Below are 23287 nucleotides of genomic sequence, written 5' to 3' on the forward strand. Positions count from 1 at the left end.
ATGCAAACTGAACCTCACATTCAGCCTACGCATTTACCTCATCAGCCACCCATACTCTGTATTGTTGGCCCCACAGGCGCAGGCAAAACCCATCTCGCGATGGCATTGGCTGAGCATGCTAAATCCATAGGTCAAACCCTTGAATTAATCAGCATGGATTCTGCGTTGGTCTATCGCGGATTAGACATTGGCAGTGCTAAACCCACTCAGGCTGAGCAAGCTGCCGTTCAGCATCACCTAATTGATATCTTGGAGCCCACCGAATCCTATTCAGCTGCGCGCTTTGCGAATGATGCCAAGCGGCTAAGCGAAGAAATTCGTGATCGCGGAAACATTCCCGTTGTAGTTGGCGGCACGATGTTGTACTGGCGGGCCTGGGCATATGGCCTCTCATCCCTACCGCCAGCAGATCCAGAAATCCGCGCCCGTCTCGATGAGCAAGGCAAGGTGATTGGCTGGCCTGCAATGCACGTTGAATTAGCTAAAGTTGATCCTATGACTGCCGCGCGTTTACAGCCCAATGATTCTCAACGAGTGCAACGTGCTTTAGAAGTTTATGAAATTACAGGCAAGCCGATGTCGGCACTGCTAGCAGATTCACCAAGCGAAGATGGTAGAGAAGGGTCGACTATTCCAGAATGGATTAATCTCATTTCATTAGAGCCAAGCGATCGCTCCCGCTTACATCAGAACTTAGAAAAGCGATTTGATGAAATGCTGATCGGAGGATTATTAGAAGAGGTTGAGCTGCTGAAAAAAAATCCAGACTTGCATGGCGATCTGCCTGCCATTCGCTCAGTGGGTTATCGACAAGTCTGGGAATATTTATCTGGTGAAATAGATCAAACCGAAATGCGCTACAAGGCCCTAGCCGCTACACGGCAGCTTGGTAAACGACAATTAACTTGGTTGCGCGCAATCGCTGGAAGAAAAACATTTGACCCGTTCAACCCAGCTGAGTTAAACGCGGCCCTAGAATACTGCAAGCAAAGCCTAGCTAAATAGGTTTTTACTGAGTATTAAATAACGATAGTTTGTGGCGCGCCAGCAGGGCGCTCTACAACCTCGCCAACCGTCCAAGCATGAAGACCTTCAGCCTTGAGAGATTGGATTGCAGCGTCAGCTTGATCGGTAGACACAATTACCACCATACCAATACCGCAATTAAATACACGCACCATTTCTGCATCGGCTACGCCACCCTTCATCTGCAACCAGCGGAACAGTTCTGGCATTTGCCAGCTATCGCGATGCAATACTGCTTGAAGATTTTCTGGGAGTACGCGGGGTACGTTATCCACTAGGCCGCCGCCAGTGATGTGAGCCATGCCCTTTACATTGATCTCTCCAATCAACTTCAGCAAAGGCTTCACATAAATTTGTGTAGGAGCCATTACTACATCACCCAAAGGTCGGCCACCCAAATCATCAGTCGGCTTAGCCCCAGCACGCTCAATAATTTTACGAACTAGTGAATAGCCATTGGAATGCGCACCGCTCGAAGCAATCGCCAAAACGATATCGCCCGGGGCAATCGTTGCACCAGTAATAATTTTGGATTTTTCAACTGCACCAACAGCAAAGCCTGCTAGGTCGTATTCACCTGGAGGATACATACCGGGCATCTCAGCAGTTTCGCCACCGATGAGTGCGCAACCAGATAACTCACAACCTTGGGCAATTCCGCCAACAACCGTGGCTGCAATATCCACAGTGAGCTTGCCGCAAGCGAAGTAATCTAAGAAAAAGAGGGGTTCAGCACCCTGAACCAAAATGTCGTTCACGCTCATCGCCACCAAATCCTGGCCGATCGTATCGTGACGATTCCACTCAAAGGCCAATCTCAGCTTAGTGCCAACACCGTCAGTACCCGATACCAAAACTGGCTCTTTGTAGCGTTTTGGAACCTCAAACAGGGCACCAAATCCGCCAATCCCAGCTAGCACGCCTTCACGCATCGTTTTCTTGGCCAAAGGCTTAATGCGATCCACCAGGTCATCCCCAGCATCAATATCGACACCAGCGTCACGGTAGGAAAGGCCTTTTGAGGAAGAATTGGTAGGTGAGTTCATGGCAGAGATAGAAGATTAGTAAGAAACGCTACTTGGTCGGTAGAATCATTGAATTCTAGAGGATTCGAGGACGATGGCTGAAATTTTTACCCCTTTTCTGACTGCATTTATTCTGGCTTATGCCCTGCGCCCAGTTTGCTTGTGGCTTGAGAGGCATCGCCTACCCCGCGCAGCGGCCGCCGGGATTGCCATGATTATTGGCCTGGTCGTCGTATTTTTAATACTGACCCTCTTTATTACCCTCCTTAAAACCGAAATCCCCCTGATTAAGGCTCAATTTCCGACTTGGCTCCAAAATACGCAAGCCTGGCTTGGCCCCAAGTTAAGTGAATTGCACATTAATGTAGATTGGGGCACTCTCAAGTCAAGTGCGACTCAAAAAATTACCACGCACCTCAACGACAACTCTGATGCGCTCATGTCCTCCACCTTGGAGACAGTGCTGATGTCAGGCAGCTCGGTTATTGCAGGATTCGTTAATGCAGTTTTGATCTTGTTTGTGATGTTTTATTTATTAATCGACTGGAACCATTTCTTCAAACTCGTTAGAACGATTGTTCCAGTCCGCGCACAAGAGACGATTCACCACCTCGCAATGCATGCCGATGGTTTACTCTCGCAATACCTCCGGGGTATGCTGATTGTGATTTCGATCATGTCAGTTTTCTACAGCCTAGGGTTAAGTGTCATCGGGGTTCAAGGTGCGGCGGCCTTAGGCGTCTTTACTGCGCTCATGATTGTGATTCCCTATATCGGCATTACCCTTGGCTTTACTCTAGCCGTCCTTGCGGCCCTTTTGCAGTTTGGGCCTGGTGGCGCAATTATTAGCGTCCTCGTGCTGTACGGATTGGGTCAATTCATTGAAGGCTTCTTTCTCACGCCACGCCTCGTGGGTGAGCGAATTGGCTTACATCCCGTTGCCGTGCTCTTTGCCTTATTGTTATTTGGAAAGTTATTTGGTTTCTTCGGCGTCTTACTCGCATTACCCATCAGCGCTGTGGGTTTAGTGCTTTTGCAATATGGTTGGGCACGCTACACCCAAAGTCCGTGGTACCAAAAGTAAATTACTGCAGCAATGAATAGCCCCTCACTACCAAGACAGTTTGCACTCGACATCGGTCACACACCCAAACCCAGCTTAAGTAATTTTTTAGCCGGAGAAAATCTAGCCCTGCACTCTACCTTGCTGGCTTTAGCCAAATCTTGGGAAATGAATGCCCCAAGATTAGCCAGTGAGAATCCCCTCAATCAACGCTGGATCTATTGGTGGGGCCCAGAAGGCTCTGGTCGAACCCATTTACTCGGCGCAATCGGCAATGCCGCTCAGCAATTAGACTTAAAGTGCTTCCCCCTGACGCCCAATGAACCCATTTCTTGGGTGAGCTTGGAGGAAAGCCTACCCACCCTTTGCTCCAGTGCCACACCCTCAGTCATTACTGTTGATGACGTGGATCGACTGGATGAGCGCCTAGTAGCCTCCTTATTTCGAATTCTGAATGCCATACAGGGTAGTGCAGCAATGCATATTTTCATGGCAGGCAATGCCGCCCCTGGCGTATTAAGGCTCAGAGAAGACCTACGCACCCGCCTGGGATGGGGTTTGATCTTTCAAACTCATCTTTTGGGCGATGATGAGAAAATAGAAGCCTTACAACAAGCAGCGCAAGCGCGTGGCTTGGTTTTATCGTCAGATGTATTGCCTTGGCTGCTAAATCGCTTTTATCGCGATATGCCCAGCCTGATGGCCTTAATTGATGCTTTGGATGCTTACTCACTAGAAACAAAACGCGCTGTCACCTTGCCCCTCGTCAGAGAGCTCTTGCAGCCTAAATAAATATTAATGACTCAATTAGCACTGTTCGATTTAGATCACACTCTTCTCCCCTGCGATAGCGATTACGAATGGGGTCAGTTCTTGGCGCGCATTGGTGTAGTCGATAGCAAATACTATGCACAGCAAAATGAACGCTTTTATCAAGATTACAAAGATGGAAAACTTAACATTCAAGAGTTCTTACGCTTTGCGTTAAAGCCACTCTCCGAACATTCCCGCGCACAGCTCAAAGAATGGCATGACGCCTTCATGCAAGAGGTCATTACCGGTCAACTCCGTCAACAGGCGCTTGATCTCGTGAAGCGCCACCAAGATGCTGGTGATCTTTGCTGTGTTGTGACTGCAACCAATAGCTTTGTTACTCGCCCCATCGTAGAAAGTTTTGGCATCGAACATCTGGTGGCTACTGAACCTGCCACTGTGGGAGATCAGCCTTTCGCTGATTTCACAGGCGCAGTCAAGGGGATCCCGAGTTTTCGGGAAGGCAAAATTCAACGAGTTCATGATTGGCTTGCTACTCAAAAGCTCGCATTGGATGAATTGCCACAAAGTTATTTTTATTCAGACTCGATGAACGATTTACCTCTCCTGGAAAAAGTGAGCAATCCTGTTGCTACCAATCCGGATGCTCGCCTACGTGATGAAGCCTTAAAACGTCACTGGCCCATACTTGAACTGTTTGCATGATTACCAAATTTATTAAACGTATTTTGCGTCGTGATCCAATGATCCGACATACTGCAGCCCATACCTCTGGTGCGCCGAAGCGAGTCCCCAAAAAAACTCACCGTATTGACCCAGATTTACTCTCTAAAAATGCTGTGAAGGTAACTCAAACTTTGCAGCAGGCTGGCTATGATGCTTTTATTGTGGGCGGAGCCGTACGAGATTTAGCTTTAGGCATTGGTCCTAAGGACTTCGATGTAGCAACCAATGCCACGCCTGAGCAAGTACAAAAACTATTTCGCAAAGCACGCCTCATTGGTCGTCGCTTTCAGATTGTGCATGTCACTTTTTTTGGCAAAGGCCAACCTGAAATTATTGAGGTATCCACCTTTAGAGCTTTACTGGAGAACGCTGGCGAGCATGTAGCAGAAAATGGCCGCATCTTGCGCGATAACGTCTGGGGCAGTCAGCATGAAGATGCTGCACGCAGAGATTTCAGCATCAATGCGATGTACTACGACCCTGCAACTGAAACCGTACTCGACTATCACGGCGGCATGGCAGACATGCAGAAGAAGACCTTGCGCATGATTGGTGACCCGGCTAAGCGCTATCGTGAAGATCCAATTCGTATGCTGCGCGCTATTCGCTTTGCAGCCAAGACAGGCTTTACCTTAGACGCAGCAACGCGCGCGCCCATCGCTAAATTAGGCAAATTGATTCATGATGTTCCATCCGCTCGTCTCTTTGATGAAATCCTCAAGCTACTCATGTCCGGTTATTCATGGGCTGCGATTCAAGGCCTCAAGGATGCAGGACTTCATCATGGCCTCCTGCCCTTGCTGGATCACATCCTGGATCAGAGTGCAGGATCTAAGGAAGCCAATGATTTTGTTCGCATTGCCCTTGCTAATACCGATCAACGCATTCAATCTGGCAAAAGTGTTTCGGCTGGATTCTTGTTCGCTACTTTGCTCTGGCCAGATCTCCTGAGCAATTGGAAAAAGAATATTGCCAAAGGAATTTCCAATATTCCCGCACTACATGATGCGATGGATGAGACTATTGCTAGTCAAAGTAACGGCATGGTAATTCAGCGCCGCTTCGAGAGCGATATGCGGGAAATCTGGTCAATGCAGCCCCGCTTTGAAAAGCGAGTTGGACGCTACCCTTATCGCCTCATTGAATCCCCACGTTTTAGAGCAGGTTATGACTTTATGCTGCTGCGCTGTGCCACGGGCGAGAAAAATCCTGCCTTAGGCGAGTGGTGGACCAGCTTTATTACAACTGACCCAACCGGGCAAGAAGCTCTGATGGCGAGTGTTAAAAGCGAGGCTGGTACTAGCGCCTCCCCCACAAAACGACGTCGCCGTAGAAAAACCAAAGTGGCCGTACCCACTGAAAGTGCAGCAGACTAAGCAGACTTGAGAAAAATTCAGTAAAGTAGTTTCAGTAGTTTTTCTGTACCCTTCTCTTGTTTGGAATGAGCATGGCTCGAGCTTTTATTGGATTTGGTGGCAATATCGGTGACACGCGTCAGCTTATTACGGATGCGATTGTGTGCCTCGCGCAGCGTTGCGAACTCCAAATACTGGCTAAAAGCTGCTTTTATCAAAGCGCGCCCTTCGAAGCCACCGGCGGAGACTATATCAATGCGGTCATTGAAATTGAAACGCAATTAAGCCCTTATGGCCTTTTGCACGTCTGCCAAGCAGTCGAACAAGAATTTGGGCGCGAGCGTCCCTACGCTAATGCACCCCGGACGATTGATCTGGATATCCTGTCCTTTGAGGGTGTATCTCAAACAGATACGGAACTCACCATCCCCCACCCCAGAATCATTGAGCGCTCGTTTGTTCTGCTTCCCTTGCTAGAAATTGCCCCAGATTTCTTTTTACCCAACTGGGGCGAACTCAAGGCTTATCTACCTAATGTAGCCGATCAGCGCATTGAAAAACTCTCTTGCCGCAACTGTAATTGCGGTGAAAAACAGGTTTATAGCCGATCAGCGCATTAATTCATTAAACTCACGCCATGGGTTACTTACAAGGCGAAAAGCCAATTACGATCTCTAAACTCCTCGCCATGCATGCTGAGGGGGAAAAAATTACGATGCTGACTGCATACGATTCAACGATGTCAGCCCTGTTAAATCGTAGCGGAGTAGAAACTATCCTGATTGGGGACTCCTTAGGGAATGTAATTCAAGGTCACTCCAGCACCACACCAGTAACCGTAGAGCAAGTGGCATATCACACTGAATGTGTCGCTCGGGCTAACACCCATGCATTCATCATTGCCGACCTACCTTTTGCCAGCTATGGCGACCCCGTTCAAGCCTTAGATTCATCAGCAGAACTCATGCGCGCTGGTGCCGATATGGTCAAACTTGAGGGCGGTGATTGGCAAATCGACATCATTCAGTATTTAGTAGAACGTAGTGTTCCTGTTTGCGCCCATCTAGGACTATTACCCCAGTCTGTTCACATCCTGGGTGGTTATAAAGTTCAAGGTAAGTCAAAAGATGCTGCAAGCCTCATGCTTGAGCAGGCAATTGCTTGCGAGCAAGCTGGTGCACAAATGATTGTGCTTGAAGCCATTCCATCTTCATTAGGCAAGTCCATTACCGAATCGCTCGCCATTCCCACCATTGGAATCGGTGCAGGCGTAAATTGCTCAGGTCAAGTATTGGTACTGCAAGATATGTTGGGCATCAGCCCTGGGAAGCCGCCAAAGTTTGTTAAAAACTTTATGGATGGCCACGCCTCAATTGAGGCGGCAGTCAAAGCCTATGTTCGAGAAGTAAAATCCGGAAAGTTCCCCGGACCCGAACACGGCTTTGCTGGATAAATTCTAGCTACTAGTTAACTAAAAAAGCTCTTTACTCCATCAAACCAACCCTTTTGATGGGGGTTATGTTTGTCGCCACCTGATTTCAGGCTATCGTCAAAGCTCTGCAGTAATTTTTTCTGTTCATCAGTTAACTTCACTGGAGTCTCAACAGCAACGTGGACGAAGAGATCGCCCACCATGGTCGAGCGCAAACCTTTAATACCTTTGTTGCGCAAACGGAATGTTTTTCCAGTTTGCGTACCCTCAGGAATCGGGAACTCGACGCGCCCTGAAAGCGTTGGGACTTCAATATCCCCACCAATCGTTGCAGTTGCGAACGAGATTGGCATTTGGACATGCAAATCACTGCCATCGCGCTCAAATACCTTATGGGGCTTGACTCTCACCTCTACATAAAGATCGCCGGATGGTCCACCATTGACGCCGGGCTCGCCATTTCCAACGGAGCGCACACGCATACCATCATCAATACCCGCAGGGATTTTGATTTCCAGTGTCTTTTGTTCTTTATGTTTACCGCTGCCATGGCAAGTCTTACATGGCTTCGGAATGTACTCACCAGTGCCACGACACTTAGGGCAAGTTTGCTGCATGGAGAAGAAGCCTTGCTGGACACGGACTTGGCCATGACCGCCGCAAGTAGTACATCTCTCGGCTTTGCTACCAGGTTCAGCGCCAGTGCCATGACATGGCTTGCAATTACTCCAACTTGGCACCCGAATTTGAGTCGTGTAACCCTCGGCAGCTTGCTCAAGAGTGATCTCCATGTTGTAACGTAAATCAGCGCCTTTATATACCTGTGGTCCTGACTGACGGCCGCCACCTTGCCCAAAAATATCGCCAAAGATGTCACCGAAAGCGTCAGCAAAGCCACCGCCGCCAAAGCCGCCGCCACCAAAACCACCTGATTGATCGAGGCCAGCGTGACCATACTGATCATATGTGGCACGCTTATTCGGGTCCGTTAAAGTTTCGTAAGCTTCTTTAACTTCTTTAAATTGCGCTTCTGCTGTTTTGCTATCGGGATTGCGATCAGGGTGATACTTCATCGCCATTTTTCGATAAGCTTTTTTTAGCTCCTCATCGCTAGCGCCTTTGGCAACTCCAAGGACCTCGTAATAATCACGTTTACTTGTAGACACAAAATTCCTCTCAACAACCTGAATGACACAAGTCGGCACGTGGCCGACTTGTTATTTAAGCACCTCTAAACTACGTTAAATGGATTTCAATCTCCGGGATTACTTCTTGTCTTTCACTTCCTTGAAATCCGCATCCACTACGTCAGCATCGGGAGCTGCACCTGGTGCGCCGCCAGGAGCTGTGCCAGGAGTGCCGCCAGCCTTAGCTTGTTCTGCAGCCATGGCCTTTTCGCCCAGCTTCTGACTTGCTTTACCCAAAGCCTCAGTCTTAGTCTCAATAGCAGCTTTGTCGCTACCCTTGATGGCCTCGTCCAATTCTTTCAAGGCAGCTTCGATTGCCTCTTTCTCAGAAGCCTCTAAAGCAGAACCATGCTCTTCCAAAGCTTTCTTGGTTGAGTGGGCCAAAGCATCCGCAGTGTTGCGCGCCGTTACTAATTCCAATGCTTTTTTATCTTCATCGGCATTCGCTTCAGCATCTTTCACCATGCGTAAAATTTCTTCTTCAGTCAAGCCAGAGTTTGCCTTAATGGTGATCTTGTTCTCTTTGCCAGTCGTTTTGTCTTTTGCAGTTACATGCAAAATACCGTTGGCATCAATATCAAAAGTCACTTCAATTTGTGGCATACCGCGTTGTGCTGGAGCAATACCTTCCAAATTAAATTCACCGAGCAATTTATTGGCAGCAGCCATCTCGCGCTCACCTTGGAAGCACTTAATAGTTACCGCAGGCTGGTTATCTTCCGCTGTGGAGTAAACCTGTGAATGCTTAGTCGGAATAGTCGTGTTCTTCGGAATCATCTTGGTCATCACGCCGCCCAAGGTTTCGATACCCAAAGACAATGGGGTTACGTCCAGAAGCAATACGTCTTTACGATCGCCAGACAATACAGAGCCCTGAATCGCGGCACCAACTGCAACCGCTTCATCTGGGTTCACATCTTTGCGTGGCTCTTTACCGAAAATTTCTTTTACCTTGTCCTGCACAGCAGGCATGCGGGTTTGACCGCCGACCAAAATCACGTCATCGATATCAGCAGGATTTACGCCAGCATCTTTAATTGCAGTCAAGCAAGGACCAGCCGTACGATTGATCAACTCCTCTACCAATGACTCTAACTTAGCGCGAGTCAGCTTCAAGTTCAAATGCTTAGGGCCGCCAGCATCAGCGGTCACGTATGGCAAATTGATCTCAGTTTGTTGTGCAGATGACAATTCGATCTTCGCTTTTTCAGCGGCATCTTTTAAGCGCTGCAAGGCCAATACATCTTTGCTCAAATCCACGCCTTGCTCTTTCTTGAACTCAGCAATGATCCAATCAATGATGCGTTGGTCAAAGTCCTCACCACCTAGGAAAGTGTCGCCGTTAGTAGAGAGTACTTCGAACTGCTTCTCGCCATCCACGTTAGCAATCTCAATAATGGATACGTCGAATGTGCCACCGCCCAAGTCATACACTGCAATCTTGCGATCAACCTTGTCCTGCTTGTCCAAACCGAAGGCTAATGCCGCAGCAGTTGGCTCATTGATGATGCGCTTTACATCTAAACCAGCGATACGACCCGCATCTTTAGTAGCTTGACGCTGGCTATCATTGAAGTAAGCAGGAACAGTGATCACTGCCTCAGTCACTTCTTCGCCGAGGTAATCTTCGGCAGTCTTTTTCATTTTGCGCAGAATTTCTGCTGATACTTGTTGTGGTGCCATTTTTTTGTCGCGCGCTTCCACCCAAGCATCACCATTGTCCGCTTGAACAATTTTGTAAGGCATCAAGCCGATGTCTTTTTGCACTTCCGCATCAGTAAATTTACGACCCATCAAACGCTTTACTGCGTAGATGGTGTTTTTAGGGTTAGTTACTGATTGGCGTTTTGCAGGTGCGCCAACCAATACTTCGCCGTCTTCAACATAAGCGATGATGGAGGGAGTTGTGCGACCGCCTTCTGCGTTCTCGACAACTTTAGGTGCATTGTTTTCCACAACAGAAACGCACGAGTTCGTGGTTCCTAAGTCAATTCCGATAATCTTTCCCATAATGGCTCCAAAAAATTAAGTTATGTGTAATTTCGTCAAACTGCGAATAATTCAATAAGGAATAAATGGGGTCGAAGAAGAGAAATTCAAGAGTTAAAAAGCAAAAAAGGCAGATTTCTGCCCTTTTTATCTTTTTTGACCCAAAAAACCCCATTTAGGGGCTTTTAATACCTTATTTGGGTGCGCTTACGGTTACCAAGGATGGTCGCAGAATACGATCAGCAATGGAATAACCCCTCTGGAGTACTGAAACCACAGTATTAGCCTCTTGATCTGAAGGCACAGAAGCTATAGCTTGGTGATGGTGAGGATCGAATTTGTCGCCTACAGCAGGATTAATCTCAGTCAAACGACCTTTTTCAAAGGCGGATAGCAGTTGTTTTAGGGTGATCTCTAGGCCCTCTTTAAAGGCTTTGGCATCCACAGTCTCTGCGTTCAGAGCTGCATACAGGCTATCTGTAACCGGCACGAGGTGCTCGGCAAAACTCTCAATCGCAAACTTATGCGCCTTTGAGACATCCTCGGCGGCACGGCGGCGAATGTTTTCACCCTCGGCTTTAGCGCGGAGGTAGTTATCCTGCATCTCGGTTAACTTTTGATTTAACTCGGCAATTTCTTGCTCTGGAGTCTTTGCTTCGGCATCCGCAGGAGCGGCTTGTGCACTAGCTTGCGCCTGGGGATCGGCAGCAGTATTTTCTTGCTCAGGAGATGGAGTTTGATTTTCTTGGGTCATAGGTGCAAATTCACTTTTCTATCAGGATGACTACTTCTCAACAATATGGGGCCGATTTAGGTAATTTCAAGTGCGCCTAGCTTTAAGTAATCTTCGCTTTAGCTAGTTCAGCCAAGCGCTCGCGCTCCTGCAATACCGCATCGGACTCAACACCTAAACTCCAACCAGATAGATGCTGCTGGGCAATGTCGTACATTGCATCGATCCACTTTGGATTGCTATTTAAGCAAGGGATGTAGCGGTAGTCTTTGCCGCCATGCTCCAAAAAGATTTCACGCGCTTCCATCGCAATCTCTTCTAAGGTTTCTAAGCAATCTGCCGGAAATCCTGGACAAAAAATATCGACACGTTTGCAACCTGCTTTACCAAGCTCTTCAATCATCGGAGCCGTATAAGGCTTGAGCCACTCTGCCTTACCAAAGCGAGATTGGAAGGTGACCAAGTATTGTCCAGGCTCTAGACCTAATGACTCACCAAGTAAGCGACCGGTTTTCAAGCACTCGCAATGGTAGGGGTCGCCCTTCATTAAATTGCGCTTGGGTAGGCCGTGGAAAGACATTACAAAGCGATCACCAGCAGCGAAATCTGGGCGACCATCTTTATCCCATGCACCAAGTACTTGGTCGCGTAATGCTGAAATATAGGCAGGGTTGTCGTGATAGTACTTAACCAAACGCAACTCGGGTTGATTACGCCAAGTCCCCAGTACGCGAAACACTTCATCAAAACTAGAAGCAGTGGTTGTCGCAGAATACTGTGGATATAGTGGCAACAACAATAAACGCTCCATACCCTGCGCCTGCAAGGCTTCCAGGGCTTGCTGAGTTGAAGGCTCACCATAACGCATGGCTAAATCTACTAACACTACTTGACCGTGATTAGCGAATTTCTCCGCCAGCTCTTTTGCTTGCAGGCGGGAGTAATGCATCAAAGGTGAGCCTAATTTTGGCAACCAAATTGAGGCATATTTTTTTGCAGACGCACCACTACGAATCGGCAAAATAATGCCATTCAAAATACACCACCAAATAATGCGGGGGATTTCTACAACGCGTGGGTCAGATAAAAATTCCTTGAGATAAGCCCTTACTGCTTTAGCAGTTGGTGCGGAGGGAGTGCCCAAGTTGAGCAATAACACTGCTGTCTTAGAGGGGCGTAGGTGGGGATTTTGATTCAAGGAAGATCCGTCTTTATTAAATAGTGCTCAAAGATATAAATGTCACTAAGAACTTATTGGTGCGCTTAATGCGCCCGATAACAACTTAGAGGTGATGTCGACAATCGGAATCACCCGATCGTATGCCATACGAGTAGGGCCAATCACGCCGAGGGTTCCAACGATCTGACCATCCACACTGTACGGCGCACTGATGACGGCTAAATCTTCATAAGGCAGCAAATCACTTTCGCCGCCAATAAAAATTTGAATACCATCGGCATGACTAGATACGTCTAGCAACTGCATTAGGACCGACTTTTGCTCGAGCATATCGAACATCTTGCGCAGCTTATCCAAATTCGTACTGAGATCGCCAACATTCAGTAAGCGCCGCTCACCTGATAGCAGCATATCTCCTTGACCCATACCGTAATCACTAACCCCACTGTGCAATGCCAGAGCCATCAGCCCCGAGATATCGCTTCGCAAATTATCCAAATCAGAGACAAGGTGTGCACGCACCTCTGCAAAACTCTTGCCGGCAAACTGAGTATTGATGTAATTTCCAGCCTCAACTAGCTGACTTGGGGTGTAGTCCTGCGAGGTAGGGAGGATGCGGTTTTGAACATCGCCTTCAGGTGTAACCATGATGAGCAGGATTTTGCCCTCACCAAGCCTTAAGAATTCAATATGCTTAAAGACTTGGGCCCGCTTGGGTGTCATCACTACCCCAGCAAAATGAGTCAAATTCGACAAAATTTGCGCAGCGGAGTTCAGTACCCGCTGGGGTGAATCTGGCAAAAGCCCTTTTTCCATCTCACGGGCGGCAATTTCCTCTAGGGGGCGAACCGTCACCATCGTATCCACAAAGAGGCGATAGCCTCTTGGGGTTGGGATACGACCGGCTGAGGTATGGGGGCTGGTTACTAGACCCATTTCCTCTAAATCTGCCATAACATTGCGAATCGTGGCCGCAGAAAGATCCAATCCCGAGAATCGAGATAGAGTGCGTGAGCCAATAGGCTGACCCTCTTCGATATAGCGCTCGATGAGGGTTTTCAGTAAGGCGCGGGAACGATCATCCATGGTGGTAGGGATTTTATGCGTATGGTTTAATCGTTATATGTTAAGCCCATCCCCAAATTCCAGCAAAAAGGCCTTTGGCCGGGTTGCGCTTGTCGGTAAATATCAAGCTGACGGCATGCAAGAGCGTCTTAAGGACCTTGCAGCGCTACTTGGCCAGCAAGGCTGTGAGGTCTACATTGAAAGTGCCACCGCCAGCCACTTGAGCCTAACCGCCTACCCGATCAAAAAAGTAGAGGGGTTTGCAGGAGCCATTGATTTAGCGGTAGTTTTAGGTGGTGACGGGACAATGCTGGGAATTGGGCGCCAACTGGCCGGCAGTAACGTCCCCCTCGTTGGCATCAATATGGGCCGCTTAGGCTATATGACCGACATTCCCATCCAGAACGTTCAAACGGTTTTGCCGCAAATCATTGCTGGCGACTACGAAGCCGACACCAGAACACTTCTAGATGCAGTGGTAATGCGTGATGGCAAAAAAATCAATCAAGCCCTCGCTCTCAATGATGTAGTGGTCAATCGCTCCGGAATATCAGGCATGGTGGAGCTTGCAGTGCGCGTCAACGGTTCATTTATGTATAACCAGCGATCAGATGGCTTAATTGTGTCTACCCCTACCGGCTCAACAGCTTACGCCCTTTCCGCTGGCGGACCGATTCTGCATCCTCGGGTTGCCGGAATTTTATTGGCACCAATTGCACCGCACTCCTTATCCAATCGCCCTATCGTCTTACCGCAAGATATTGTGGTGAGTATCGAAGTGATTGATGGCAGAGAAGTGATTGTGAACTTTGATATGCAATCACAAACTCATTTGCAATCAGGTGACATCATAGAAGTCCGTCAATCCGAAAAAACGATTACCCTACTTCATCCTCGCAGCCATAGTGACTACAAAACCTTGCGCGAGAAGTTACATTGGAATGAATACCCATCGACATTCTGATGTCGAATTTTTTGGTACGCTAAAGCATGCTTCAAACACTATCGCTTCGCGACTTTGTCATTGTTGACCAGCTAGAGCTAGACTTTTCCTCCGGGTTTACAGTCTTGACTGGTGAAACCGGTGCTGGTAAATCTATCCTCTTGGATGCTCTCAGCCTGGTATTGGGCGAACGCGCAGATAGCAGCCAAATTCGTGAAGGCTGCAACCGCGCAGAAATTAGCGCCCTCTTTCGGATTGATGCACAGCAAATTGAACATTTCAGTCAATGGCTTGATGAGCAAGGTTTTCCACTTGAAGACGATGGGCAAAGTCTTCTACTCAAAAGAACCGTGGAGGCCAATGGCCGTAGCCGCGCCTTCATTAATGGCAGCGTAGCAACCTTGGTGCAACTGCGAGAAGCAGGCGATCAATTAGTAGATATTCATGGTCAACATGCACATCAACTGCTGCTCAAAGGTGGCGCACAACGCGAACTTTTGGATCGCCACGCCAATCACCTAGATCTGATTACTGAGGTCTCTCAATTATTTAAAACTCTGAATGAATCGCGTCGCAGACTCGAGCAAGCTGAAAATGCTGGGCAAGATATTGAACGTGAGCGTGAGCGTTTGGAATGGCAAATAGAGGAGCTCACTGAGCTCTCTCCACAGGAAGGCGAATGGACAACCATTCAAGGTGAGCATGCACGCCTAGCGAATGGCGCAAAAATTATGAGCGGCTGCCAAGAAGCAATCGATGCTCTAAGCGACGCAGACAATTCCGTAGAGTCCACTCTTTCTAAAGCTAGCGCCAATATCAGCGCTCTAGCCGAACATGACTCCGCACTCAGTGATATCAGCCAAGCCTTAGAGTCAGCCCAAATTCAGATAGATGAAGCGGTGCATGGCCTCAATCGTTATTTGCAAAAACTCGATTTAGATCCTGCACGCCTCAGCGAGGTGGAGGAGCGCATGCAAGCGCTTCATGGTGCAGCTAGAAAATACCGCACCGAAGCAGATGACTTACCAAAGCTACTTTTAGACACTGTCGAACGCTTAGAGGCATTAACGGCCTCGCAAAATATAGAAGCTTTACGTGAGAGGGTGAAACAAGAAGAGCTTGCCTATCTCAAGCAAGCAAAGCAACTCTCACAAAAACGCAACAAGGCTGCGCTAGATTTAGGCAAGCAAGTTACCACAGCAATGCAGGACCTATCGATGGCAGGTGGACAGCTGGAGATTGCCCTACTACCTTTGGCCGAAGGTGGCGCTTATGGTCTTGAGCAAATTGAGTTTCTGGTTGCAGGTCACGCTGGAAGTACTCCACGATCATTGGCAAAAGTAGCTTCCGGCGGTGAATTAGCTCGTATTAGCTTAGCTATTAGTGTCATCACTAGCAAGGCGTCATTTACACCCACACTGATATTTGATGAAGTCGATGCCGGTATTGGCGGCGCTGTTGCAGAGACCGTTGGAAAGTTATTACGTCAACTTGGCGAGTCACATCAAATTCTGTGTGTGACCCACTTGCCACAAGTGGCTGCGCAAGGTAATCACCACCTCAAAGTCAGTAAATCTCAGGCAGGTGATATAACCCTCTCTCAGGTCATGCCACTTGGAAGGTCTGAGCGAGTAGAGGAAGTTGCGCGCATGCTGGGCGGAGCAACGATTACCGATACTACACGCCGACATGCTCGCGAGCTACTAGAGCAAAATTAAGTTTATTCAGCGTCCGAAGGGGCCAGAAATATTTCTTGCCATAAAGTCAGCACCACCTCTCTTGCTTGAACCAGTTGTGGCTCAAGCTCTAGATCTACCCGCGTCTTTTCTGCACCATCTAAACGCAGGCGATGTTGACGCGCCCGAAGCAAGCGATAGGCATCACCCACCTCTTGAGCTATTGCAGCTTGAATTAAGCCCACCTCTCCAGCAATCCGAAGTAAAGCAATGTTGCCCAGATTACCAATCAGCTGTGGATAGGCACTTGAGAATGCCAAAACTAGAAATTGCACGATAAATTCAATATCCACCATGCCGCCAGCATCATGCTTTAAATCAAAATTGGGGCTAGGATTGGGATGTCCCGCATGAACCTTGCGACGCATTTCTAAAATCTCATGACGTAGTTGCACAACATCACGCTTTTGACTTAAAACGTCAAATCGCACACTATCAAAAAATTCTCCAACTACTGTTGATCCCGCCGAGAATCGAGCTCGTGTCAGAGCTTGATGCTCCCAAACCCATGCGGTGTTGTCACCCTGACGTAACTGGTATTTCTTAAATGCATCGGCATTCGTCACCAAAAAACCGGCAGAGCCATTTGGACGAAGACGTGTATCGATTTCAAATAAGCTACCGGCTGATGTATAGGCGGTTAACCAATTAATCAACCGTTTAGCGAGCAGCGCATATATTTCTTGGGCAGCAAAATCCGTTTCTTCGGCTTGATACAAGAAAACCAAATCTAAGTCAGAGGCATATCCCAACTCTTTACCACCCAACTTGCCATAAGAAATTACTGCGAATGGCGCAGTCGTATCAAGCGGTAATGCAAATTTCTGGGCAACGCCAGGCCATACCCGCTCAAAAGTGGTCTGCAATATTAAGTCCGCCAAAGCAGATAGGTGATCACTCACCTTCTCTACTGAAAGCTCGTGATCTACGCCAATTCCCAAATCTGCGAGCAAAGTAATAAAGGTTTCAGTGTGATGCGTAATACGCAAAATATCCATCGCCTGCTCTGAGCCATCACCATCAGCCATCACGTCATCAAGACGCATATCCAAGGTCGCTTTTACTTCCTGCCAATACTGCTCTGGATGTTCAATCAGGGCTTTCTCAGTGCGTGAGTTGAGCAAGTAATCCAAGAGATGGGGATGCCGAGTTAAATATTGCGCACCCCATTGAGAGGTCTTGAGTAAAGCCAACACATTCAATAGTGCCTGAGGGTATTCCGACAAGATGGATAAGTAAGCACTTCGCCGGGCAACCGCCTCTAATAAATCAAAAAAACGTAGTAAAGTTTGGTCTGCGCTAATCGTAATGGGCCGATCCACTTGCAAGTTCTCCGCAGCCTTACGAATGAGGTTATTGAAAATAATCCTGCTTTTTTCTGATAATTGTCTTTGCTTGGAGCTATCAGCCCAAGCCAACCAACGGGCCGCAGACTCCGGGAACAGCTTGGTATCAGGCTCCCAGCCTGCTAGCAAGGAGGCATTGTCTAAGCGTGCAGCATCATCGAGTACAAAAGCTTTTTCAAAATACTGGGCTACTGCCGTTTGATGTTTGTCGAGCTCAGATATAAAACGAGCTTGATCTTGACTCTGATCAGGCCCGACCATACTCGCTGCCAAACGAGTACGCGGGCCCTCATCCTCGGGCAAATAGTGCGTTTGCTGATCCTCCCAAACCTGGATCCGATGCTCTAAGCGACGCAAGTAAACGTAAGCCGCCTTTAAATCATCAACCTCTTTGCTAGGCAAAATTCCTTGCTGCCTTACCAACTCTAATACCTCTAGAGTAGGCCGAATGCGAAAGCGCGGATCTGTGCCACCGCGCATCAATTGAAACATTTGCGCCAAGAACTCAATCTCACGGATGCCGCCGCGACCCAACTTAATATCTCTAGATCGACCATGATGGTTGGAGGAGCGCTTCTCAGCCTCACGCTGTATCTGCCTATGCAATTCACGGATGGAAGCAATCACACCGTAATCTAAATGACGGCGATAAACAAAAGGACGAATCAGTTGATCGAGCTCACGCTCGCAATAAGCAAAGGAAGATGCATCAGGTAAAGGCGAGATCAACCTGCCCTTAATCCAAGCATAGCGCTCCCACTCTCTTCCCTGTACCAATAGATATTCTTCGAGCATATCGAGACTACAGACTAGGGGACCAGAATCCCCATTGGGTCTCAGGCGCATATCCACCCGAAATACAAAACCATTAGCATCATGCTCTGCCAATAATTTAATCAGACGCTTACCCATTCGGGTAAACCACTCGTGATACGAGAGACTCCTAGGTCCACCCTGAGTATCACCTTCGTGCTCATACAGAAAGATCAGGTCGATATCAGAAGAAAGGTTGAGCTCTAGCCCACCCAACTTACCCATACCCACCACCATTAAAGGCATCTCTGAATCTGTAACCCGGCTCCAAGGCAAGCCAAAACGACGCTGCTGATCTTCTCGGATATAGGCAATCACAAGGGCTATTACCTCCTCAGCAAAATGACTCAGTGCATGTGTTACCTCACTGAGATCGGCCATGCCATTGAGGTCTCGGAAGGCAATCCAGAGCATGAGGCGCTGCCTTGCCAGCCTCAGATCCGCCATAAATTGAACCTCATCTTGCTCGGGAGCGGCTAAGGCAACTTGGCAAGGACCCAACAAATCCCCGATTCCAATCACATCCACTTTTTGGGCGCCCTGGGAGCGAAGCCAATCAGCCCACTCAGGTCGAGAATTGAGCCAGCGTTGTGCGTAGCTGGAGTGCTGCTTTAGAAATTCAAGTTGGGCGGCAAAATCGGTCATTTCTCCATCTTAATCCGACTCTAGGCTCAAACTTGCAGTAGCTTGGCGATCCCCTAATAGCTGACGGATAATAGAGTTCATGTTTGTAAATATCATCCGGACTCGCCTGCAGAGCGTGCTTCAAAAACGTCCTCCGGGTTCTGGTGGTCGCTGGCGTAAGCGCGTCCTCATTCTTGCCGGTGTCACTGTGGCTTTTTTCGTATTAGGCCATCTCGGGGTGCGCTTTGTTATTTGGCCTCAGATTGAGAAATCAAAGCCCACCATAGAGCACTTAATGAGTGCTCGCTTGGGTACCAATGTCACAATGGATGATGTCCAGGTATCTTGGACTGGAATTCGACCAAGCTTTGCGATTCAAGGATTGCGATTCAATAGCGCAAGCACTTCCACCCCGCCCTTGCTCATTGAAAATGTTAGTGGGCAACTCAGCTGGCTTTCCTTCTATTATTTGGCGCCCTATTTTCACGAGATCACCATTGATCAGGCGCAGCTTTACGCACAGAGAGATGCAAAAGGTATAGTTTCGATTGCTGGCATTCCGATTCAAGCTAATGCCGATAATTTTTCAACCGGAAACTGGTTGCTCGCTCAAAACGATATTCGAGTTAACAATGCCAAAATTTATTGGGAAGACCAACAAAGTCGTAGGCTAAAAACCGTCATTGATATTCAAAGCTTCCAATTAATCAACGGCATTCGCAGTCATGAAGGTCAGCTCATCACCCAAACCCCTTGGAGTCCAAGTCCAATCAAACTTCAAGCTGACTTTATCCATCACCTTGGTGGCCAGGCGGGTAATTGGCGCGACTGGGTCGGAACTATTTCATGGGATTTTGCTGAACTCAAGCTCAGTCACATTTCTAAAGATCTGAGTCTTCCGGTATATGACTTGGCTGGCAAAATTAACTCTAAGGGCAGCCTGAAGCTGGATGGCGGCAACGCCAATGGCGGGCAAATGTCCTTAACAGCTGATCAGCTCATAGTGCAACTAAACAAAGATGAGGATCCCCTTGAGTTTGGCAGGCTAGAGACAGAGCTAATCCAAGATACAGATGACGGCTTAAATTCCCTCACAACAAAAACCTTGGCATGGCGCACTATCGATAGTCCACATACTGCACCACTTGAAAAATTAAGCCCCATTACTTTTCGTTGGCGTCAGCCAAAAGATGATGGCGAGATTAAAGAGTTCGGCTTCTCGTCGCCGAAAATCCAATTGGAAGATATTGCACTCTTCGCACTAAATCTTCCGCTGCCCAAAAAGATTCATCAATGGATCAAGATTTCTGAAGCAGATGGTGAGTTACAGAATGTAGATATGAACTGGTCTGAAAGCCAATCCGCCCTTTCGGCTTTACCCATTCCCGGGAATTGGTTTTCCTCTAGCAAACTCGACTTCACTATTAGCGCAAAGCTCAATGATATTAGCTTCACTGGAGTTAATAAATCGATGCCCTCAGTTTCACATTTGTCTGGAAACTTAGTAAGCAATCAGAAACAAGGTAACTTCACACTAGATTCAAGCAATCTTGAGTTAGAGATGAGTGACTTTTTATCCGCCTCTGAAATTCAATTGGACCGCGCAAAAGGTGAGATTAGCTGGTCCAAACAAAAAGGGGGCTGGCTGATTAATGCTAAGAAATTGCAGCTCAGTAACTCTGAAATCACCACCAATTTTGATCTCAGCTATCTGATCGGCGCCCCCAAACAAGCCGATCAGATAACACTCGATATGGAGTTTGTTAAGGCTAAGTTAGCAACAGCATATCGCTATTTACCGGTTGGTATGGATAAAGATAGCCGCCTATATTTAAGCAAAGCCTTTGAATCTGGTGAGATTCAAAATGGTACTTTGCACATTAAAGGCGACCCCAATCAAGCGCCTTACCCAGCAGGCACCGTGGGAGAGCTCAGCTTGCGCCTGCCTTTCTCCAAAGCAAGCATCAAGCCAGTACCCTTGCTACCAAAAAGCCAAGGGGTTTGGTCAGCGCTCAATAATGTCAGCGGTAATATCAATATGAAACAAGCAGCTTTAGATATTGATCTTGATACCGCAAACTACAAAAAAGTAGCTATCACCAAGGTCAAAGCTCAAATTCCGGATCTCAGCGCTAAAAATCTGGCATTGCTCATCAATGGCTCTATTGAGGGTGATGGCTCTGAAGTCCTCGAATACCTATTTGCATCCCCTGTAGGAATTGCGCAAGCCAACTTAGCCAGGAATTTCTCCCTTAAAGGCCTCGTGAATGTGGGTCTTGACTTAAAAATTCCGCTAGCTGGAGACGACGATGTTCGCTTCGATGCAAAAATTAATCTTCCCGGAAATCAAGTGCAATGGGGGCAGGTTCCCCCCTTAGAAAATCTGAAAGGCAAGATACGCATTACCGAAGTCAATCCCGAGTTTGATAATGTCACCGCAAACTTTTTAGGCGGCGCCCTCAAGATTGCTAGCGCACCCTCTTCGGCAGGCAATACTAGCTTTAGCGTCGGAGGCGATATTAATGCTAGCTTCATCAAAGATTACATTTCAGGAAATTTAAAATCTCGAGCTCACCCAGCACTGCTTAGTGCGATGAGTGGGTCAGCGAAATACGAAGGCCTGATCAACTTTAACAAAGCAGGTAGCCAAACCAAGCTCAATTTTGATTTACGCAATTGGGCAAGCTCCGCCCCCTCACCTGCCAAGAAATTAGCAGGCACCCCTATGTTGGGGGAGCTCAGTCTAAAAATTTACCCAGCCAGCAAGAGTAATGTAGTGCGTGCAGATTGGTCTGGAAAATTAGGGGGGCAATACTTTCTTCAGGGAAATCTCAATTCGGCTAATGAAGTAAAAAATGCAGTAGGAGTTGGGTCGCCGGCACCATTGCCACAGCAAGGCACTTCTCTCCACTTGGCAAGCAATGAACTAAATCTTGATCAGTGGGTAGAGTTTTTAGGGGCAGGCAAATCAAGGGGTAAGGCGAATGAAGTCAATCCGTCAAATACACCCGATGAGGATGTACAAATCTCTGCTCAAGTGAAGAAATTAATCGCCCTAGACCGCGAGTGGATTGATGTCAGCATGCAGTCTCAGAAAAAAAATATCGCTTGGCAACTGCGTTTAAATTCACCCCAGATTGCTGGTCAAATGCAATGGCAACCCGGCAGTAGTGATCACCCCAGTGGATTTGTTTCTGGAAGACTTGCACGCCTAAAAGTTCCAGATCAACGCGCATCTCAAGAATTAACATCCAAGGAAAGTACTCTACAAAAAGCGACCCCCCTCAAGACCCCAATCGACCCAAATGCTATCCCCAGCCTAGATTTAACGATCGATGATTTGAGTTGGACAAAGGCTCAACTAGGTGCCGTAAAGATCAAATCCAAAACTACTCGTGATCTCATGAAGCTTGAGTCAATGCAAATTAACAACCCTCAAGGCAATTCCATTATCAAAGGTCAGTGGCAGGCTCGTACCCCAAATAACCCTGAACTGAGCTCATTCACTGCGGACATGAATATTAAAGATGCGGGACGGATTATTGCTCATTGGAGTAACTCTAAGTCGGTAGAGGGTGGTGAAGGAAAGCTCAATGCCTCAATCTCATGGTCAGGGTCACCTTTTTCTCCAGTCTACGATTCTCTTGCTGGTAACGTTAGCCTAGACCTCGCCAAAGGCCGCTTACTAGAAGTCAATACTGATGGAGCTAAGTTGCTCGATGTCCTCAGTTTGCAAAGTCTCTTTAGATTTGCAACCTTTGACCTAAAAGGTAGCCTAGGAAACTTAGCTACTAAAGGTACACCCTTTAACTCTATTACTAGCAACTTCGAGATTGCACAAGGAGTTGCACAAACCAAACAATTCAACATGATTCTGGATCAAGCTCGGGTTGCCATGACAGGGCAAATCAATGTCGCCAAAGAAACCCAAGATCTCCGAATCACTATCTTTCCTACAATTGACGCTACTGCAGGTTCACTAGCAGCATTTGCAATCAACCCCATTATTGGCCTAGGAGCAGTCTTGGGGCAGTACCTCATCACGAATCAAATTAACCGTAACATGCAGACAGATTATTTGATTCAGGGGTCATGGGAAAATCCGGAAGTAATTCCGCTAGATCAAAAGGGTCAACCACTCGATGCGAAAACTTTAGAGACGATTCGCACTAAGAATCTCTTGAAAGAACAAACAAAACCAAGCTCCCCTAATTCTGTTCCTGCAAGCCCACCTACAAACCAAAACACCCCCACCCAAATGCCAGGTTAA

The 23287-nt window shown here is 47.7% G+C and carries 17 protein-coding genes; 10 read left to right on the top strand and 7 right to left on the bottom strand.

The window, feature by feature from the left end; translation table 11 throughout:
• Complete coding sequence (gene miaA, locus FD967_RS08915; protein ID WP_215325674.1) at positions 1-1005, top strand: tRNA (adenosine(37)-N6)-dimethylallyltransferase MiaA; 1005 nt, start codon at positions 1-3, stop codon at positions 1003-1005.
• Positions 1006-1019: 14 nt separating this feature from the next.
• Here miaA and purM read toward each other — a convergent pair whose 3' ends face one another.
• Positions 1020-2072, bottom strand: a complete 1053-nt coding sequence (gene purM, locus FD967_RS08920; protein ID WP_215325675.1) for a phosphoribosylformylglycinamidine cyclo-ligase — start codon at positions 2070-2072, stop codon at positions 1020-1022.
• A gap of 73 nt (positions 2073-2145) precedes the next feature.
• Here purM and FD967_RS08925 point away from each other — a divergent pair, with 73 nt between their 5' ends.
• From FD967_RS08925 to panB, 6 genes are all read left to right on the top strand, one after another.
• Positions 2146-3135, top strand: coding sequence for an AI-2E family transporter (locus FD967_RS08925; protein ID WP_215325676.1), 990 nt, complete (start codon positions 2146-2148; stop codon positions 3133-3135).
• A 12-nt stretch (positions 3136-3147) separates the two neighbouring features.
• Positions 3148-3906, top strand: a complete 759-nt coding sequence (gene hda / locus FD967_RS08930) for a DnaA regulatory inactivator Hda (protein WP_215325677.1) — start codon at positions 3148-3150, stop codon at positions 3904-3906.
• A 6-nt stretch (positions 3907-3912) separates the two neighbouring features.
• Entirely contained in the window at positions 3913-4593 is a 681-nt protein-coding gene (locus FD967_RS08935) for an HAD family phosphatase (RefSeq protein ID WP_215325678.1), read from the top strand.
• Positions 4590-5990 carry a polynucleotide adenylyltransferase PcnB gene (gene pcnB / locus FD967_RS08940; RefSeq protein WP_215325679.1) on the top strand — a complete coding sequence of 467 codons (1401 nt, stop codon included), beginning with the start codon at positions 4590-4592 and terminating at the stop codon, positions 5988-5990. The genes FD967_RS08935 and pcnB overlap by 4 nt, the downstream gene beginning before the upstream one ends.
• A 71-nt stretch (positions 5991-6061) precedes the next feature.
• Entirely contained in the window at positions 6062-6589 is a 528-nt protein-coding gene (gene folK, locus FD967_RS08945; protein ID WP_215325680.1) for a 2-amino-4-hydroxy-6-hydroxymethyldihydropteridine diphosphokinase, read from the top strand.
• Positions 6590-6606: 17 nt separating this feature from the next.
• Positions 6607-7422 carry a 3-methyl-2-oxobutanoate hydroxymethyltransferase gene (gene panB, locus FD967_RS08950; RefSeq protein WP_215325681.1) on the top strand — a complete coding sequence of 272 codons (816 nt, stop codon included), beginning with the start codon at positions 6607-6609 and terminating at the stop codon, positions 7420-7422.
• A gap of 14 nt (positions 7423-7436) precedes the next feature.
• Here the strand turns inward: panB and dnaJ are convergent, their stop codons facing one another.
• The 5 genes from dnaJ to hrcA form a co-directional block, all read right to left on the bottom strand.
• The gene (dnaJ, locus tag FD967_RS08955; RefSeq protein ID WP_215325682.1) at positions 7437-8567 is read right to left on the bottom strand and encodes a molecular chaperone DnaJ; all 1131 of its coding nucleotides are present in this window, start codon (positions 8565-8567) and stop codon (positions 7437-7439) included.
• A gap of 99 nt (positions 8568-8666) precedes the next feature.
• Positions 8667-10598 carry a molecular chaperone DnaK gene (dnaK, locus tag FD967_RS08960; protein WP_215325683.1) on the bottom strand — a complete coding sequence of 644 codons (1932 nt, stop codon included), beginning with the start codon at positions 10596-10598 and terminating at the stop codon, positions 8667-8669.
• A gap of 172 nt (positions 10599-10770) precedes the next feature.
• On the bottom strand, positions 10771-11331 hold the full coding sequence (gene grpE / locus FD967_RS08965; protein WP_215325684.1) for a nucleotide exchange factor GrpE: 561 nt from the start codon (positions 11329-11331) through the stop codon (positions 10771-10773).
• 82 nt (positions 11332-11413) lie between these two features.
• On the bottom strand, positions 11414-12508 hold the full coding sequence (gene hemH / locus FD967_RS08970; protein ID WP_215325685.1) for a ferrochelatase: 1095 nt from the start codon (positions 12506-12508) through the stop codon (positions 11414-11416).
• Positions 12509-12553: 45 nt separating this feature from the next.
• The gene (gene hrcA / locus FD967_RS08975; RefSeq protein ID WP_215325686.1) at positions 12554-13576 is read right to left on the bottom strand and encodes a heat-inducible transcriptional repressor HrcA; all 1023 of its coding nucleotides are present in this window, start codon (positions 13574-13576) and stop codon (positions 12554-12556) included.
• Between the two features lie 37 nt (positions 13577-13613).
• On the opposite strand from hrcA, the gene FD967_RS08980 reads away from it, so the two are divergent.
• Positions 13614-14519 carry an NAD kinase gene (locus FD967_RS08980; protein ID WP_215325687.1) on the top strand — a complete coding sequence of 302 codons (906 nt, stop codon included), beginning with the start codon at positions 13614-13616 and terminating at the stop codon, positions 14517-14519.
• A 26-nt stretch (positions 14520-14545) separates the two neighbouring features.
• Positions 14546-16216: a DNA repair protein RecN gene (recN, locus tag FD967_RS08985; RefSeq protein WP_215325688.1), complete on the top strand. Its 1671-nt coding sequence runs from the start codon at positions 14546-14548 to the stop codon at positions 16214-16216.
• A 2-nt stretch (positions 16217-16218) separates the two neighbouring features.
• Here recN and glnE read toward each other — a convergent pair whose 3' ends face one another.
• Positions 16219-19038 (bottom strand): bifunctional [glutamate--ammonia ligase]-adenylyl-L-tyrosine phosphorylase/[glutamate--ammonia-ligase] adenylyltransferase, encoded by a 2820-nt coding sequence (gene glnE / locus FD967_RS08990; protein ID WP_215325689.1) that lies wholly within the window; start codon positions 19036-19038, stop codon positions 16219-16221.
• A 79-nt stretch (positions 19039-19117) separates the two neighbouring features.
• On the opposite strand from glnE, the gene FD967_RS08995 reads away from it, so the two are divergent.
• Positions 19118-23287 carry a YhdP family protein gene (locus FD967_RS08995; RefSeq protein ID WP_251369023.1) on the top strand — a complete coding sequence of 1390 codons (4170 nt, stop codon included), beginning with the start codon at positions 19118-19120 and terminating at the stop codon, positions 23285-23287.

Origin of the sequence: Polynucleobacter sp. JS-Mosq-20-D10 (assembly GCF_018687755.1) — a bacterium.
Taxonomy (GTDB): Bacteria; Pseudomonadota; Gammaproteobacteria; order Burkholderiales; family Burkholderiaceae; genus Polynucleobacter.